Genomic DNA, 16844 nt, shown 5'->3' with positions numbered 1-16844 from the left:
GGCTCATGATGTCCCTCTGGGATGCGCTCCGGATGAATATGATGATCTCATATCAGGAACTTGTTCGCACCTTCCTTAGCAATTAAATATTAACTGGTATTAATCCTGTCGTGTTGGCGGGTTTTTAATGTTTTGTGCTACTAAAAATCGAGGGGTTAACAATTCGTGCCACATAGGGAGTACACACCAGTATAAACACCGGTGCGTAATCATCACGTATATAAATTATATTATTAAAACTACACACCGGTATAAAAACCGGTGTGTGATCATCACATCTATAAATTAATTATTAAACTGGCGAAATAACGCTTTGCCTTTTAACAGACGCGCGCCGAGCCATCCGCCGCATAATGAAAGTAATAATGCGCCGCAGACGGGCAAAATAATCCACACGCGCCAGTCCGGTTCCCACGGAAAATCGAACACCTGGCTTTGCAGCACCGCCAGCGCAGTTTCCGCGCCGATCGCCGCCACCAGCCCGGAGACCATACCCAGCATGGCAAATTCACACCAGAGCGTGGTGCGCAGCAGTTTTTTGCCCGCGCCTAAGGTGCGCCAGACCACCAGTTCCTGATGACGTTGACGCATTCCGACCTGAACCTGCGCCAGTAACAACAGCATGCCGCAGGCCGTGACCAGCACCACCATCACCTCCAGCGCCCGACTGACCTGCTCCAGCACCTGACCGACCTGTTTCAGGATCGCGCCGATATCCAGCAGGCTGATGGTCGGGAACTCGCGATTAAGCTGCGTCAGCATACCGTTGCCATTTTCCCAACGGAAGCTGGTAAGCCAGCTCTGCGGCTGCCCGTCCAGCGCGCCGGAGGGGAAGATAAAGAAGAAGTTAGGCCGCAGACTTTCCCAGTCTACTTTGCGCAGGCTGCTGACCGTCGCGCTAAAGTCCTGGGTATCGCCCATAAAGGTCACACGATCGCCGAGTTGTATATTCAGCCGCTTCGCCAGCCCTTCCTCTATCGAGACCTCTCCCGCTTTTGGCGGCCAGCTTCCGGCGGTAATCGGGTTATGATCCGGGCGCGTATCCTGCCACGTCAGATTCAGCTCACGGTTAAGCGCTTCGTCCTGATTTCCTTCGGTCGGCAGACCATTAATCTCCGTCAGTCGCGCCCGCACGATCGGGAAGAATGCCTCCGGGATCACCTGATGCTCAGACAGGAAGGCCTTCAGCGGCACCACCTGTTCAGAAGCGATATTGATGAGGAAATAGTTCGGACTTTCCGGCGGCAGTTGTTGTTGCCAGCGATCCAGCAGATCGCCGCGCAGCACCAGCAGAAGCGCCAGCAGCATAAAAGAGAGCGAAAAAGCCGAGAGCTGGCTTAACGTGGACCACGGCTGGCGCAGCAGTCGGCTTACGGCCAGGCGCAGAGGCAGCGATGTCAACGTCATACCGCGCAGCACGTTCAACAGCATCCAGCCCAGCACACCGCAAAGTAGCGCCAGCACCACCGCGCCGGACAGCACCGCCCACAGCAACATGCTGCCGCCCATCAACCCCGCAAGCAGCGCGACGACGACAACCGTGACCACCGGAAGATACACCTTCAGCGGCCAGACACGCGCAACCACATCACGCCGCAGCACACGCAACGGCTGCGTCGCCAGCAACAGACGATACGGACGCAGTCCAACCAGCAAAGAAATGATGATCATCGTTCCCAGCGCCCACAGCCACGGCCAGAGGCTGGCTGGCGGCAGAACGGCGGGTAACACCGGTTTAAGCAGCACCATTAGCACGTTCTCGAACAGTAACCCAATGGCGCCTCCCGTCACGGCGGAAAGAGCCAGCAGCATCCCCCACTGCCCGACGATCAGCCTGCGCAGTTGCGCCCTGCCCGCCCCCAGCGTTTTGAGGATCGCAATCAGATCGTAGCGGCTGCGGCAGTAGTGGCTCATCGCCACCGCCACGGCCGCTACTGCTAACAGCAACGTTAACAGCGCCGACAGCAGCAGGAACTGCTGCGAGCGTTCAAGCGATTTGCCCAGCGCGCCTTCATCTTGTTCCAGCCCGTACCAGCGATGTTCAGGCTTAAGCTGCGGCAATAGCCACTTTTCATAGCCGTCCAGCTGCTGCGGCGTACCGCCAAACTTATAGCGCCACGTCACGCGACTTCCCGGCTGTACTGCGCCCGTTTTTTCAACATCCGCAATGTGCATCATCAGGCGTGGAGCCATCTGGAAAGGGTTAAACCCGGAATCCGGCTCCTGTACCACCTCGCCAGCAATACGCAGCGTGGCGTCGCCGACGTCGATGCTGTCACCCGTTTTCAGGTTGAGGAGCGCCATCAGTCTTGGCGCCAGCAACACGGAACCCGGCTGCGGTTTTAACCCCGGCGGATTCGTTTGCAGCTCACCGTACATCGGATAAACGTCATCCACCGCTTTGACGCTGGCCAACTGCGGCGTATCGTCCGCGAAGGTCATGGTGGCGAAAGTCATCTGTTCGCCCACTTTCAGACCGCGTTTGCGCGCCTCATCGATCCACGCCAGCGGCACCTCGCGCGAACTGCGCAGCGCCCGGTCTCCGGCCATAAAATCACGGCTTTGCTGACTTAAACCCTTTTCCATGCGATCGCTGATATTGCCCAGCGCCAGCACGCAGGCCACCGCCAGACTCAGCGCCAGCCAGACAATCAGTAAGGAAGGTGAGCGCCATTCGCGCCAGAACCAGCGTGCAATCATGCCTCCTCCTGCAACTGCCCATCCACCAGGCGTAATCGTCGGTCGCAACGCGCCGCCAGCTGCGGGTCGTGCGTCACCAGAATCAGGGTGGTGCCATGTTCGCGATTAAGCGAAAACAGCAGGTCGGCGATTTTATCCCCGGTCTGCCGGTCAAGGTTTCCCGTCGGTTCATCGGCAAACAGCACGTCCGGCCGCCCGTTGAACGCTCTCGCCAGCGCCACACGCTGCTGCTCGCCGCCGGAAAGCTGGGCCGGAAGATGATCAAGACGTTTCCCCAGGCCTAACTGTTCCAGCAACGCTTTCGCGCCATCGCGGCTTTTCCCGCTGTTCTCTCCCCGCAGCAAGGCGGGCAGTTCAACGTTTTCCAGGGCATTCAGCGTGGGAATCAACATAAAAGACTGGAAAACAAAGCCGACATGCTGCGCGCGCAGCTGCGCCCGCGCCTCTTCATCCATCGTGTGCAGAGACTGCCCAACCAGATTCACCTCGCCGCTGCTGCCATCATCCAGCCCGGCCAGAATCGCCAGCAGCGTCGATTTCCCCGATCCTGACTCGCCGATCAGCGCAATAGTCTCGGCGCGTTTGACAACCAGTTCAACTCCGGTAAGGATGGAAAGCTCATGCTCACCCTGACCGACGGACTTCTTAAGACGATGAACTTCAACAATGTTTTCCGCTGGCATTTGCCCTTCCTGTTTCTGGTCCTGTTAACGTTCCGCGCCGCCGCAGCGGACACGTTATTAATTCTGGGTGACAGCCTGAGCGCCGGATACCGCATGTCCGCCAGCGCGGCCTGGCCTGCGCTGCTTAACGACAAATGGCAGGACAAAACGCCGGTCATCAATGCCAGCATTAGCGGCGACACCTCGCAGCAAGGCCTGGCGCGTCTGCCTGCGCTGCTGAAGCAGCATCAGCCCCGCTGGGTTCTGGTCGAGCTTGGCGGCAATGACGGCCTGCGCGGTTTTCAACCTCAGCAAACCGAGCAAACCCTGCGTAAAATTCTGCTGGATGTGAAGGCCGCAAACGCCGAGCCGTTGCTCATGCAAATTCGTCTGCCCGCAAACTATGGTCGCCGTTATAATGAAACCTTTAGCGCCATCTACCCACGGCTTGCTAAAGAGTTTGATATTCCGCTTCTGCCCTTTTTTATGGAAGAGGTTTATCTGAAACCACAATGGATGCAGGACGACGGTATTCATCCTAATCGCGACGCCCAGCCGTTTATTGCCGACTGGATGGCGCAACAACTGACCCCATTAGTTAACCACGACTCGTAAATCAACGGAGATCCTGACAGGTAAAGTTATGCAAAAATCGGTCTTAATTACAGGATGTTCCAGCGGAATCGGTCTGGAAAGCGCTCTTGAACTGAAACGTCAGGGTTTTCAAATTCTGGCAGGTTGCCGTAAACCCGATGACGTCACGCGGATGAACAGCATGGGATTCACCGGCGTGCTGATCGACCTCGACTCGCCGGAAAGCGTGGATCGCGCCGCAGACGACGTGATCGCCCTGACCGATAATCGTTTATATGGGATCTTTAACAATGCCGGATACGGCGTGTATGGCCCGCTTACCACTATCAGCCGCGCGCAGATGGAGCAGCAGTTTTCCGCCAATTTCTTTGGCGCGCACCAGCTCACTATGCGCCTGCTCCCTGCTATGCTGCCGTACGGCGAAGGGCGCATTGTGATGACCTCATCCGTGATGGGGCTGATCTCCACGCCAGGGCGCGGCGCCTATGCCGCCAGCAAATATGCGCTGGAAGCCTGGTCTGATGCGCTACGCATGGAGCTGCGCCACACGGGTATTAAGGTCAGCCTGATCGAACCCGGCCCGATTCGTACCCGGTTTACCGATAACGTCAACCAGACCCAGAGCGACAAACCGGTAGAAAATCCGGGGATTGCCGCGCGTTTTACGCTCGGGCCAGAAGCCGTTGTCGCTAAAGTCCGCCATGCTTTTGAGAGCGACAAACCGAAATTACGCTACCCGGTTACGATGGTGACGTGGGCAGTCACGCTGCTGAAGCGCGTGCTGCCGGGACGCGCGATGGACAAAATTTTGCAGGGTTGAGTTGAAGCGCGCGCGTCAGCCCCCATGTAAAAGAGAACCAGACATAAAGAGAGTGACTCCATGTCCGTACAAAATATTGTCAATATTAACGAATCTAACCTGCAACAGACCCTCGAACAGTCGATGACCACCCCGGTTCTGTTCTATTTTTGGTCTGAACGCAGCCAGCATTGTCTGCAACTGACGCCAGTGCTGGAAAGCCTTGCCGCACAGTACAACGGCCAGTTTATCCTCGCGAAACTCGACTGCGACGCCGAGCAGATGATCGCCTCCCAGTTTGGCTTGCGCGCTATTCCTACCGTGTATCTGTTCCAGAACGGTCAGCCGGTCGACGGCTTCCAGGGGCCGCAGCCGGAAGAAGCGATTCGCGCGCTGCTCGACAAAGTGCTGCCGCGTGAAGAAGAGCTGAAAGCGCAGCAGGCGATGCTACTGATGCAGGAAGGCAACTACATTGAAGCGCTGCCGCTGCTGAAAGACGCCTGGCAGCTCTCTCATCAGAACGGCGAGATCGGCCTGCTGCTGGCGGAAACCCAGATTGCCCTCAACCGTACGGAAGACGCCGAAGCCGTGCTGAAAACCATTCCGTTACAGGATCAGGACACCCGCTATCAGGGCCTGGTCGCGCAGATTGATTTACTGAAACAGGCGGCCGACACCCCGGAAATCCAGCAACTGCAACAGCAGGTTGCGGACAATCCAGAAGATGCGGCGCTGGCGGCGCAACTGGCGCTGCAACTGCATCAGGTCGGGCGTAACGAAGAGGCGCTGGAGTTATTGTTCAGCCATTTGAAGAAAGATCTCGCCGCCGCAGACGGTCAGGCGCGGAAAACGTTCCAGGAGATCCTCGCCGCGTTAGGCACCGGCGATTCTTTGGCGTCGAAATTCCGCCGCCAGCTGTACGCGCTGTTGTACTAATCCGCTGCATTTTGCCCGATGGCGCTACGCTTATCGGGCCTACAAACGCTAAAAATACCGATCCCCCCGGCATCACATCTTCTTTAAATGCGTCACCACCAGTTGGTGGCGCGAATTATAGAATTTCCGGTAGGTTAAATAGCAGGCGATAATGGTCGACAGGCTTGCTGTGGATAGCAGCATAAAAGTCACCATTATCTGATACTTAATCGCTTTTACCGGATCGATACCGGCAAAAATCAACCCGGACATCATCCCCGGTAAGCTCACCAGCCCAACCGTTTTTGCCGAATCAATGGTCGGGATCAGCGACGCGCGAATACTGTCGCGAATAAGCCCCGCAGACGCCGTTTTCGGCGTTGCGCCCAGACTGAGCTTCTCCTGAATTTGCTGCTGCTCGCTGCTGAATCGCTGGCCCAGATTGTTGTAGCACAGCCCTACCGCCACCATCGCGTTACCCGCAATCATGCCGGAAATCGGGATCACCTGCATCGGCGTAAACTCGATAGATCCTGACAATACCAGTACCGCCAGCGTCAGCCCCGCTCCGGTCGTAATCGCAATAAACGACGAGGTAAACGCTTTATCAATATATTTACTGCGTTTTTGCGCGTTATACGCCGCGTTAAAACAGATAAACAGCACCATCAATAATGTCAGGATGGCGTGATTGACGCCAAAAATGTATTTCAGAACATAGCCGACGATAACAAGCTGGATTACCGCACGGGCAACGCTCCAGAGAATATCTTTTTCCAGCGCCAGTTTCTCTTTGTGGCTAATCAGAATAGCCACAACCACCAGCATCATCGATAACGCCAGCGACTCATTCGTTATATTATGCTCGTTCATAGGTAGCTTCCTGCATTTCTCCGGCATGAGGCTGAAGCGTAATCACATTATCCGCATGATTAATTTCATCTTTATCGTGTGTTACCCACAGCACGGCAATATTTTTATCGCGAACATAGCGATGAATAATGTCATTCACATTCTCTTTATTGCGCTCATCCAGCGCACTGGTGATCTCATCCAGCAGCAGAACCTGCGGCAGAAACTGTAAATTACGGATCAATGAGATACGTTGTTTTTCCCCGCCGGAAAGCGCCGTAATGTTTTTCTGTAAAATGGTTTCCGGTAGCTCAAACTGCGCCAGATCGGCGAGAAAAGCCTTCGGTTCCGGCGTTTTGTTGCGAATCTGCCAGGGAAAAATCAGGTTGTCATACACCGTATCGCCAAACAGCACTGGCGTCTGGGCGCAATAAGAGACCTGCTGGCGGTAAGTTTCGGGCTTAAGCATGGCAATCTCTTCGCCTTCGAACAGGATATCCCCCGTATCCGGGCTGATTAATGACGCCACAATCTTTAGCAATGTGCTTTTACCGCACCCGGATGGGCCGGTAATCAGTTTAAATTCCCCGGCATTCAGCATGAAACTGATGTTATTGAGAATTTTCGTGGCGCCAGCCTGGTATCCCACCTTTCTTAGCTGGAGCAAAGGGCTGCTCTCTTTCATCTCACATCCATTTTTCACATCTTTAAAGTAAACAGTGTATCCCTGTAATTTATAAGAGGGGAACTCACTTTGATTAATCGGGTATAATTTGATTAAACAGACCGCAAAGACCGTTTTTTTACATGGACAGCACGACAGGAGGTTTATCAATGCTTATTTTTATCCCTATTCTCATTTTCGTGGCGTTGGTGATAGTCGGCGCAGGCGTCAAAATTGTCCCACAGGGATACCAGTGGACCGTGGAGCGTTTTGGCCGTTACACCAAAACCCTGCAACCAGGCCTGAGCCTGGTAGTGCCGTTTATGGACAGAATTGGTCGCAAGATCAACATGATGGAACAGGTACTCGATATCCCGTCGCAGGAGGTTATCTCAAAAGATAACGCCAACGTCACCATTGACGCGGTGTGCTTTATTCAGGTTATCGACGCTCCGCGCGCGGCCTATGAAGTCAGCAATCTTGAGCTGGCCATTATCAACCTCACCATGACCAACATCCGTACCGTACTGGGGTCAATGGAGCTGGATGAAATGCTTTCCCAGCGCGACAGCATCAACACGCGCCTGCTGCACATTGTCGATGAGGCCACCAATCCCTGGGGCGTCAAGGTTACGCGTATTGAGATCCGCGATGTCCGTCCACCGGCGGAATTGATTTCATCCATGAACGCCCAGATGAAAGCAGAACGTACCAAACGCGCCTACATTCTGGAGGCGGAAGGGGTGCGCCAGGCTGAAATTCTGAAAGCTGAGGGTGAAAAACAGTCGCAGATCCTGAAAGCGGAAGGCGAACGCCAGTCTGCCTTCTTACAGGCTGAAGCGCGTGAACGTTCCGCTGAAGCGGAAGCCCGCGCCACCCAGATGGTCTCTGAAGCGATCGCCGCCGGGGATATTCAGGCGGTGAACTACTTCGTGGCGCAGAAATACACCGAAGCGTTGCAGCAGATTGGTTCGTCAGGCAACAGTAAGGTTGTCATGATGCCGCTGGACGCCAGCAGTCTGATGGGCTCCATTGCCGGGATCACCGAACTTATCAAGGACAGCACCAGCGAACGGAACAAATCATGATAGCGATGATTCTGGTTCACCCGCATATTTTCTGGCTGAGTCTTGGTGGGCTACTGCTGGCCGCCGAGATGCTGGGAGGGAACGGCTACCTGCTGTGGAGCGGTGTCGCCGCCGTGATTACTGGCCTGGTGGTCTGGCTGGTGCCGCTCGGCTGGGAGTGGCAAGGCGTTATGTTCGCCGTATTGACGCTGCTGGCGGCCTGGCTGTGGTGGAAGTGGCTGGCACGGCGCGTGCGTGAGCAAAAACCGGCTGACAGTCACCTTAATCAACGCGGGAAACAGCTGGTAGGCCACCGCTTTATTCTGGAAACCGCGCTGGTCAACGGACGCGGCCACATGCGCGTCGGCGACAGCTCCTGGCCCGTCAGCGCCGACGCGGATCTGAGCGCCGGAACGCAGGTGGAGGTGATTGCCATCGAAGGGATAACGTTGCGCATTAAGGCCGTGTGATCAACGGCGGGCTTTACCTTTGTGATGACAGCAGCCGGAAAGATTATCAATGATCGGGCAATCGGCGCTGTCATCACCCGGGCATGACTCCGCCAGGGTCAGTAATTGCGTGCGCATAGCCTGCAATTCGCTGATGTGGCGTTCAATCTCAGCGACCTTTTCCAGCGTACGTTTTTTCACATCTGCGCTATGGCGCCCCGGATCGTTAAACAAATTCACCAGTTCACCGCACTCTTCCAGGTTAAAACCGACCTGACGCGCCTGACGCAACAGCGTTAACTCGTTTAAATGCTGCTGGCTGTAAGTGCGGTATCCGTTTTCACTGCGCAGCGGCGGCGTCACCAGCCCTTTCTCTTCATAAAATCGAATAGCCTTGCTGGTTAAGCCTGTTTTTTTCGCAACATCGCTAATATTCACATCTCCCCCCGCAGAGCATGTTGATGCCGAAGCTCATTATAACCCACATCGCCCCCATGCTATCACGGGGTGGAATGCCCCTGGCGCCTGTGCAATAAATCCTTAACAATCCTACTGTTATGTGCGATCTCGCTCACACTTATGGCTGTCTTGCTTGCAACATATTGATACAGATCAAAGGTGCATTAATTATACATCTTTCAACCTTGAACTTGTGGATACATCTTCTATATAAACGCGAATGATAATGATGATCATTTACATACTCATAAAGGTTCTCACATGTTGCCACGGATTAGCCAACGGCCATTTATTCTTTCGGCCCTGACATTATGCGTTTCAGGTGCTGTTTCAGCAGCCACGACAACTACAGCACAACATCATAAAGTATCGGATGACGACACGTTAATCGTCACCGCTAACCGCTCAGAAAGTAGCCTTTGGGAAAGCCCGGCCACGATTCAGGTTATCGACCGCCAGGCCATACAGAACTCCACCAGCGTGTCGATTGCGGACGATCTACAGGACATCCCCGGCGTTGAAGTTACTGATAACTCTCTGGCAGGACGCAAACAGATCCGCATTCGCGGCGAAGCCTCTTCACGCGTATTAATTTTGATTGACGGCCAGGTCGTCAGCTATCAGCGCGCCGGGCAAAACTACGGCGCCGGCTTGCTCATTGATGAATCGTCGCTTGAGCGTATTGAAATCGTTAAAGGCCCCTACTCGGTGCTCTATGGCTCGCAGGCCATCGGCGGCGTGGTGAACTTTATTACGAAAAAAGGCGGCGATAAGCCGCTCGGCGGAAGCGTCAAAGCCGTTTACAACTCCGCGACCGCAGGCTGGGAGGAGTCGGCCGCCGCCTGGGGCAGCATCGGCAACTTTGACTACCGCATTAACGGCAGTTATTCCGATCAGGGCAACCGCGACACGCCTGACGGCAGATTGCCCAACACCAATTTCCGCAACAACAGCCAGGGCGTCTGGCTTGGCTACAATCTCGATCGACATAAATTTGGACTATCACTCGATCGCTACAAAACGTCTACCCAAACCTGGATTAGCGATGCGGATAACCAGTATGACGAATTCAGCGTCCGTATTCCGAAACTGGAACGCGAAAAGGTCGGCGTTTTCTATGACTATGATGCCGATGGCGATTACCTGAAAAAAATCCACCTCGACGCTTACAGCCAGACCATTGAGCGTAAATTTGAGAATCGGGTAAAAACCACCCAGGTCATCCCAAGCCCGATGATTCAGGCGCTGACAGTCAGCAATCAGACCAACACCAATGATAAACAGTACACGCAGGGTGTGACGTTACAGAGCAACTTCTCACTGCCAGCGAACAACGAGCTGGTTATCGGGACGCAGTATCAGCACGACAAAGTGAAGCAGGACACCAATAGCAGCACGCGTCAGACAGCGGCAACCGGCGTCTTCGATATCCAGACCAATACCCTGTCACATATTGAGGCTGAACAAGGTAACGCCTCAATATTTGCGCAAAACGACTGGCGTTTTGCCGATGACTGGACCTGGACCGTCGGCGCACGTCAGTACTGGCTCTCTTCTAAACTGAACCGTAGCGACAGTCTGAGCGGCACAACCTGGCAGTCATCCGGTGGAAAGTCAGCGCATGACGATGAGTTAGTCACCTCAACCAGCCTGCGTTACTCCGGTTTTGATAATCTTGAGCTACGCGCAGCCTATGCTCAGGGATATGTCTTCCCGACGCTGGTTCAGTTGTTTATGCAAACGTCTGCGGGCGGCAGAATCACCTATGGCAATCCTGACCTGAAGGCTGAGCACTCCAATAACTATGAACTGGGTGCGCGTTACAAAGGCAATATGTGGCTGATTGACGGGGCGATTTACTACTCCGAAGCCAAAGACTATATCGCCAGTCTCGCCTGTTCAGGGCAAGCAATTTGTAATGGCAGCAGCACCTCATCCTACTACTACGACAACATTGACCGCGCCAAAACCTGGGGGATGGAGCTGACGGCGGAATACAACGCCTGGGCCGTATCGCCTTATCTGAGCGGCAACCTGATTCGTCGTCAGTATGAAGGCGACGTGCAGAAAACCTGGGATACCGGCGAACCGATGCTGACAGGCCGCGCAGGTCTGAAACACACGCTGCTGCTCAATGCCGCGAATATCACTTCCGATCTCTTCATCCGTGCGGCATCCAGCGCCAAAGACAACACGGGAGAGACTGAAATTCGCTATCCGGGCTGGGCGACGCTTAACCTCGCCTTTAATACTGAGTTTGGTCCGCAGGATCAGTATCAGGTCAATCTGGCGCTGAACAACCTGACCGATAAACGTTACCAGACCGCTCATGAATCTATTCCAGCGGCGGGCTTTAACGCAGCGATTGGTTTTGCGTGGAATTTCTGACGATGAAGAGACTTGTCATTGGCTTGCTGGCGCTGGTTAGCGCCTTCAGCGTGCAGGCGGCCGAACGACTGGTGGTGGCGGGCGGTTCTCTCAGTGAGCTTATTTTTGCAATGGGCATCGGCGATCGCGTTGTCGGGGTGGATGAAACCACCTCTTATCCCCCCGAAACCGCTGCACTGCCGCATATTGGCTACTGGAAGCAACTGAACAGTGAGGGCATTTTATCGCTGCGCCCGGACAGCTTTATCACCTGGCAGGACGCGGGCCCGCATATTGTGCTGGAGCAGTTGCGCACCCAGAAAGTCAACGTTGTCACCCTGCCGCGCGTTCCGGCCACCGTTGACCAGATGTACGCCAATATTCATGCCCTGGCGAACACGCTCCAGGTTCCTGAACAGGGCGACGCGCTGGTTAACCGCATTCGCCAGCGGCTGGATCGTGTGCAGGACAGCGTGAAGGCGAAAGGCGCGCCGGTTAAGGCGATGTTTATTCTTTCTGCGGGGGGCAGCGCCCCGCAGATCGCCGGTAAGGGCAGCGTCGCTGACGCGATTCTGACCCTCGCTGGCGCGCAGAATGTCGCCCAACATGCGCAATATAAAAGTTACAGCGCGGAATCGCTGATTGCGGCAAACCCGCAGGTGATTGTTGTGACATCACAGATGGTCGAGGGCGACATCAATCGCCTGCGCGCCATTGCCGGTATCACCCATACCTCCGCCTGGAAAAATCAGCGGATCGTCGCCATTGATCAGGCGTTGATTCTGGGGATGGGTCCCCGCGTCGCTGACGCCGTTGAAACTCTGCACCAGCAACTCTGGCCTCATTAAATGGATTTGGCATTACAATTATGAATACTCAACACACGCTGGATCTCACTCCACATTTCGCGCTGGAGGGGAACCAGCCCTTTAAGGATCGTCGGGCCACGATGCCATGGCGTGGTGCGATTCCTGTTGCAAAAGAGCAATTGTCGCAAACCTGGCAGAACGTCATCAGCCAGACCGTTCCACCGCGCAAAAGACTGGTGTATTTACATATCCCTTTTTGCGCAACCCACTGTACTTTCTGCGGTTTTTATCAGAACCGCTTTGAAGAGGATCACTGCGCACGCTATACCGACGCCCTGCTACGTGAAATAGAGATGGAAGCCGACAGCACGCTGCACCAGTCAGCGCCCATTCATGCGGTGTATTTCGGCGGTGGAACGCCGTCTGCGCTGTCGGCCAGGGATCTGGCCAGGATCATCACCACGCTGCGTGAAAAACTGCCGCTGGCGCCGGATTGCGAAATCACTATCGAAGGTCGGGTACTCAACTTTGATGATGCCCGCGTTGATGCCTGTCTTGATGCGGGCGCCAATCGGTTTTCTATCGGCATTCAGTCTTTCAACAGCAAGATCCGCAAGAAAATGGCGCGCACCTCGGACGGCCCAACCGCCATCGCCTTTATGAACGGTCTGGTGCGGCGGGATCGCGCCGCCGTGGTGTGCGATCTGCTGTTCGGTCTGCCCGGTCAGGATGCCGCCCTGTGGGGCGAAGATCTGGCGATAGCCCGCGATATCGGGCTGGATGGGATCGATCTGTATGCGCTGAATTTGCTTCCCAATACGCCGCTCGGTAAAGCGGTTGAAAGTGGCCGGACGACCGTTCCTTCCCCCTCAGCGCGTCGCGACCTCTACCTTCAGGGCTGCGATTTTATGGATAGCGCGGGCTGGCGTTGCATCAGCAACAGCCACTGGGCGCGTACCACCCGAGAACGCAACCTGTACAACCTGCTGATCAAGCAAGGCGCTGACTGCCTCGCATTCGGCTCCGGCGCAGGCGGTTCGGTCAACGGCTATTCCTGGATGGTGGAGAGAAACCTTTCCACCTGGCATGAAACTATCGCCGCCGGGAAAAAACCGTTAATGATGATGATGCGTACCGCCGAACGCGGCTTTCAGTGGCGCCATACGTTACAGGCGGGGATTGAAACGGCGCGCGTACCGCTTGATGAACTGACGCCTCACGCGGAGCAACTGATTCCATTACTGACCCAATGGCACAACGCGGGGCTGACCCGCGATGCGTCAACCTGCCTGCGTCTGACCAACGAAGGACGCTTCTGGGCAAGCAATATTTTGCAGTCTCTTGACGAGCTGATTCAGGAACTTAACGCACCGCGCATCGCGGTAGATAAACCATAAAAGGAGTAACTTATGAGCCATGTCTCTTTACAGGATTTTTTGCGCACTGAGCCGGACGGAACGCTGGAAGCGATCGCCGCACAGTACAACACCACGCTTTTAGACGTAGTCAAAAACCTGCCCTCTCATACCCTGGTCAGCGGCGATAAATTCGATACCGTCTGGGACACCGTCAGCGAATGGGGCAAAGTCACAACCCTGGTGCACACCGCCGATGTCATTCTCGAATTTACCGGTGAACTGCCCTCCGGCTTCCATCGTCACGGTTATTTCAATCTGCGCGGTAAAAAAGGCATGACCGGCCATATCAAAGCGGAAAACTGCACGCACATCGCCTTAGTGGAGCGCAAATTTATGGGCATGGACACCGCGTCTATTCTGTTCCTCAACCAGGCGGGCAGCGCCATGTTTAAAGTCTTCCTCGGTCGCGACGAGCATCGCCAGCTACTGGGCGAACAGGTTGACGCCTTCCGCACCCTGGCCTCCTCTCTGAAGGAAAACGCCTGATGACGCCGTGGTTACTTTTCGGTGCCGGCGGTACAGGCGTGGGTGCCAGAACGCTTGAACTCGCGCTGGCGCAACAGCGCCCGGTCGTTGCCGTGATTCGTCACCCGGAAACCGCGGCCCTTTTGCAAAGCAAAGGCGTTCAGGTATTTATTGGCGATGCCTGCGACGCAAGCGTCGTGTCCTGCGCCTGCCATGCCGCAGGGCCGGAGGCGCTTGTCATTTCATCAATGGGGGGAAACCAGGATTATCTGGCGCACAGAACCGTTATTGATGAAGCGGAAAAAGTGGGCATCAAACGCATGATTCTGGTGACGTCGCTGGGATGCGGCGACAGTTGGGCATTTTTATCCCCTCGCGCGAAAGCCGCATTCGGCCAGGCCGTGCGGGAAAAAACGCTGGCGGAAAGTTGGCTGCAAACCAGTCAACTGGATTATGCCATCCTGCGGCCTGGCGGTTTACTGAATGGCGATGCAACAGGTAAAGCGCAGCGCTACCAGGGACAGGAGTGCCACGGGTTTGTGATGCGTGCGGATGTCGCCGCCCATATTCATGAACTGGCCTGCGCACCTGCGCTTAACAATCAGATCTACAGTCTGGTTGAGCCTGAACTAAAGCCGGTGTGATCCCCTCGCGGCGCGGACATCCGCGCCGCAATGACGTTATGGAGATTCGAGTGTTCAAGGATTCACTCTCTTCCCTCAGTGTATTGACGGGGCTTTCACTCTTGCTGATCGCACTGGTGCTGTTCGGCGCCAGCCAGGGCGCGCTGAACATCAGCTTCAGCTCGCTGTTTAACCAAGAGTACCGGGATATCTGGCTGAACATCCGTTTGCCCCGCGTTCTGTTGGCCGTGCTGGTTGGCGGCGCGCTGGCGACGGCGGGCGTGATCATGCAGGGACTTTTTCGCAACCCGATGGCCGATCCGGGGTTGCTCGGCGTCAGCAGCGGCTCTGCGTTAATGGTCGGCGTCGCGATCGTTTTCCCTCTTTCGTTTCCCGTCGTTCTGGCGCTCTATGAACAGATGATCTTTGCCGTCGCCGGCAGCGTGGTGGTCTGCGCGGTTATTTTTCTGATCAGCCTGCGCCACGCTCACGGCGGCATGATGCAACTGCTGCTGGCCGGGATTGCGATTAATGCGCTGTGCGGGGCGGCTATCGGCATACTGAGCTATGTTGGCGACGAACAGCAATTACGTCAGTTGACGCTATGGATGATGGGCAGCCTCGGTCAGGCGCAGTGGCCGACGCTACTGGTGGCCAGTTCGTTCGCGCTGCCCGCCATCGCCGCCACCGCCTGTCTTTCCGGGACGCTGAACCTGCTGCAATTAGGGGATGAAGAGGCGCACTATTTGGGGGTAAACGTAAAGCGTAAACGTCAGCAGCTGTTGTTGCTCAGCTCCCTGCTGGTGGGCGCTGCCGTTTCGGTAAGCGGCGTGATTGGCTTTATCGGTCTGGTGGTTCCCCATTTAATTCGCATGATCATCGGCGCAGACCATCGCTGGCTCATTCCCTGCTCTACACTTGCAGGGGCATGTTTGCTCCTGGTTGCCGACACGCTGGCACGCACGCTGGTACAGCCTGCGGAGATGCCGGTCGGCCTTCTGACCAGCCTGATTGGCGGCCCCTGGTTCCTGTGGCTCATTCTGAACAGCCGGAGGGTGGTATGATTGATGCCCAAAATCTGGTTTACAGCATTCATGGACGCCGTTTAACGGACAATGTTTCGCTGACTCTGCCTGGTGGTGAAATCGTCGCTATTTTAGGGCCGAATGGCGCCGGGAAATCCACGCTGCTGCGCCAGCTTACCGGGTATCTGAAGCCCGACTCTGGTCGCTGTACGCTTCTGGGCAAGCCGCTGACCGAATGGCCGCTGACGGAACTGGCGAAGACCCGCGCGGTAATGCGCCAGAACAGCCACATGGCGTTTCCGTTCAGCGTTCGGGAAGTCATTCGCATGGGCAGGCATCCTCATCGGACGCATAATCCACGCGATGAAACCGAGCACATCATGGCGTTGTGCGATTGCAGCCAGCTGGCCTCGCGTGATTACCGGCAGTTGTCGGGCGGCGAACAGCAGCGGGTACAGCTGGCGCGCCTGCTGGTTCAGCTCTGGGAACCCGAGCCCTCGCCCAAATGGCTGTTTCTGGATGAACCCACCTCCGCGCTGGATATTCACCACCAGCAGCATCTTTTCCGTCTGCTGCGCCAACTGGTGCGTGAACGGCAGTTCAACGTCTGCTGCGTGCTGCACGATCTCAATCTTGCCGCACGCTATGCCGACCGGGTGGTGCTGATGGCAAATGGCCGCCTTATTGATAACGGCAGGCCGCTGGAGGTGCTGAAACAACAGGCGCTGAAAACGCTTTACGGCGCGGATATCACGGTTTTAAACGATCCATCAAATCTCTCACCGCTGATCGTCCTCGATCGGTAAAACTTGCGGAGCATCGAATGCTGATGCTCCATTTTCTGTAACAATTGCCTGTTATAAGTGATCGCTTTCTCAATTCTGACTCTTTCAACTGGTAATTCTACGCGGGTAGATTTATTAATCTGCGGTAAAAATATAATATCTACGCGAGTAGAACGTGAAGAGTATAAACC

General features: G+C 55.5%; 17 protein-coding genes. 12 read left to right on the top strand and 5 right to left on the bottom strand.

Annotation, left to right across the window (positions count from 1 at the left end):
* Positions 1-285 precede the first annotated feature (285 nt).
* Together ybbP and ybbA are read right to left on the bottom strand one after the other, a co-directional pair.
* A complete protein-coding gene (ybbP, locus tag OGV50_RS06685; RefSeq protein WP_286488399.1) occupies positions 286-2700 on the bottom strand; it encodes a putative ABC transporter permease subunit YbbP in 2415 nt (804 codons plus the stop codon).
* Positions 2697-3383: a putative ABC transporter ATP-binding protein YbbA gene (gene ybbA / locus OGV50_RS06680; protein WP_012133471.1), complete on the bottom strand. Its 687-nt coding sequence runs from the start codon at positions 3381-3383 to the stop codon at positions 2697-2699. The genes ybbP and ybbA overlap by 4 nt, the downstream gene beginning before the upstream one ends.
* On the opposite strand from ybbA, the gene tesA reads away from it, so the two are divergent.
* Genes tesA through OGV50_RS06665 form a run of 3 tightly spaced genes read left to right on the top strand, consistent with a single transcriptional unit; the run spans position 3354 to position 5691 of the window.
* Positions 3354-3977 (top strand): multifunctional acyl-CoA thioesterase I/protease I/lysophospholipase L1, encoded by a 624-nt coding sequence (gene tesA / locus OGV50_RS06675; protein ID WP_024130579.1) that lies wholly within the window; start codon positions 3354-3356, stop codon positions 3975-3977. The genes ybbA and tesA overlap by 30 nt on opposite strands.
* Before the next feature lie 28 nt (positions 3978-4005).
* A complete protein-coding gene (locus tag OGV50_RS06670; protein WP_286488398.1) occupies positions 4006-4776 on the top strand; it encodes an SDR family oxidoreductase in 771 nt (256 codons plus the stop codon).
* Positions 4777-4836: 60 nt separating this feature from the next.
* Positions 4837-5691 (top strand): co-chaperone YbbN, encoded by an 855-nt coding sequence (locus OGV50_RS06665; RefSeq protein WP_286488397.1) that lies wholly within the window; start codon positions 4837-4839, stop codon positions 5689-5691.
* 72 nt (positions 5692-5763) lie between these two features.
* Here the strand turns inward: OGV50_RS06665 and fetB are convergent, their stop codons facing one another.
* Both fetB and fetA read right to left on the bottom strand, forming a co-directional pair.
* Entirely contained in the window at positions 5764-6543 is a 780-nt protein-coding gene (fetB, locus tag OGV50_RS06660) for an iron efflux ABC transporter permease subunit FetB (RefSeq protein WP_047458353.1), read from the bottom strand.
* The gene (fetA, locus tag OGV50_RS06655; RefSeq protein ID WP_275155400.1) at positions 6530-7207 is read right to left on the bottom strand and encodes an iron efflux ABC transporter ATP-binding subunit FetA; all 678 of its coding nucleotides are present in this window, start codon (positions 7205-7207) and stop codon (positions 6530-6532) included. Before fetA ends, fetB begins: the two co-directional genes overlap by 14 nt.
* A gap of 149 nt (positions 7208-7356) precedes the next feature.
* Here fetA and OGV50_RS06650 point away from each other — a divergent pair, with 149 nt between their 5' ends.
* A complete protein-coding gene (locus tag OGV50_RS06650; RefSeq protein ID WP_012133477.1) occupies positions 7357-8274 on the top strand; it encodes an SPFH domain-containing protein in 918 nt (305 codons plus the stop codon).
* Positions 8271-8723, top strand: coding sequence for an NfeD family protein (locus OGV50_RS06645; protein ID WP_047458358.1), 453 nt, complete (start codon positions 8271-8273; stop codon positions 8721-8723). The genes OGV50_RS06650 and OGV50_RS06645 overlap by 4 nt, the downstream gene beginning before the upstream one ends.
* Here OGV50_RS06645 and cueR read toward each other — a convergent pair whose 3' ends face one another.
* A complete protein-coding gene (gene cueR / locus OGV50_RS06640; RefSeq protein ID WP_012133479.1) occupies positions 8724-9140 on the bottom strand; it encodes a Cu(I)-responsive transcriptional regulator in 417 nt (138 codons plus the stop codon).
* A gap of 282 nt (positions 9141-9422) precedes the next feature.
* Between cueR and OGV50_RS06635 the strand changes: the two genes are divergently transcribed.
* Genes OGV50_RS06635 through OGV50_RS06605 form a run of 7 tightly spaced genes read left to right on the top strand, consistent with a single transcriptional unit; the run spans position 9423 to position 16674 of the window.
* Complete coding sequence (locus tag OGV50_RS06635) at positions 9423-11549, top strand: TonB-dependent receptor (protein WP_012133480.1); 2127 nt, start codon at positions 9423-9425, stop codon at positions 11547-11549.
* Between the two features lie 2 nt (positions 11550-11551).
* Positions 11552-12376 carry a heme/hemin ABC transporter substrate-binding protein gene (locus OGV50_RS06630; protein ID WP_012133481.1) on the top strand — a complete coding sequence of 275 codons (825 nt, stop codon included), beginning with the start codon at positions 11552-11554 and terminating at the stop codon, positions 12374-12376.
* Between the two features lie 20 nt (positions 12377-12396).
* Complete coding sequence (gene hutW / locus OGV50_RS06625) at positions 12397-13734, top strand: heme anaerobic degradation radical SAM methyltransferase ChuW/HutW (protein WP_047458361.1); 1338 nt, start codon at positions 12397-12399, stop codon at positions 13732-13734.
* Between the two features lie 12 nt (positions 13735-13746).
* Complete coding sequence (gene hutX, locus OGV50_RS06620; protein ID WP_012133483.1) at positions 13747-14241, top strand: heme utilization cystosolic carrier protein HutX; 495 nt, start codon at positions 13747-13749, stop codon at positions 14239-14241.
* Entirely contained in the window at positions 14241-14864 is a 624-nt protein-coding gene (gene chuY, locus OGV50_RS06615) for an anaerobilin reductase (RefSeq protein WP_012133484.1), read from the top strand. Before hutX ends, chuY begins: the two co-directional genes overlap by 1 nt.
* A gap of 50 nt (positions 14865-14914) precedes the next feature.
* The gene (locus tag OGV50_RS06610; RefSeq protein ID WP_286488396.1) at positions 14915-15907 is read left to right on the top strand and encodes a FecCD family ABC transporter permease; all 993 of its coding nucleotides are present in this window, start codon (positions 14915-14917) and stop codon (positions 15905-15907) included.
* The gene (locus OGV50_RS06605) at positions 15904-16674 is read left to right on the top strand and encodes a heme ABC transporter ATP-binding protein (protein ID WP_115626449.1); all 771 of its coding nucleotides are present in this window, start codon (positions 15904-15906) and stop codon (positions 16672-16674) included. Before OGV50_RS06610 ends, OGV50_RS06605 begins: the two co-directional genes overlap by 4 nt.
* Positions 16675-16844: the final 170 nt, after the last annotated feature.

The organism is Citrobacter sp. CK180, from assembly GCF_030333655.1.
Lineage (GTDB): Bacteria > Pseudomonadota > Gammaproteobacteria > Enterobacterales > Enterobacteriaceae > Citrobacter_B > Citrobacter_B koseri.
Note: the sequence above shows the minus strand (reverse complement) of the source record. Positions and strands in the feature narration are given on the sequence as shown.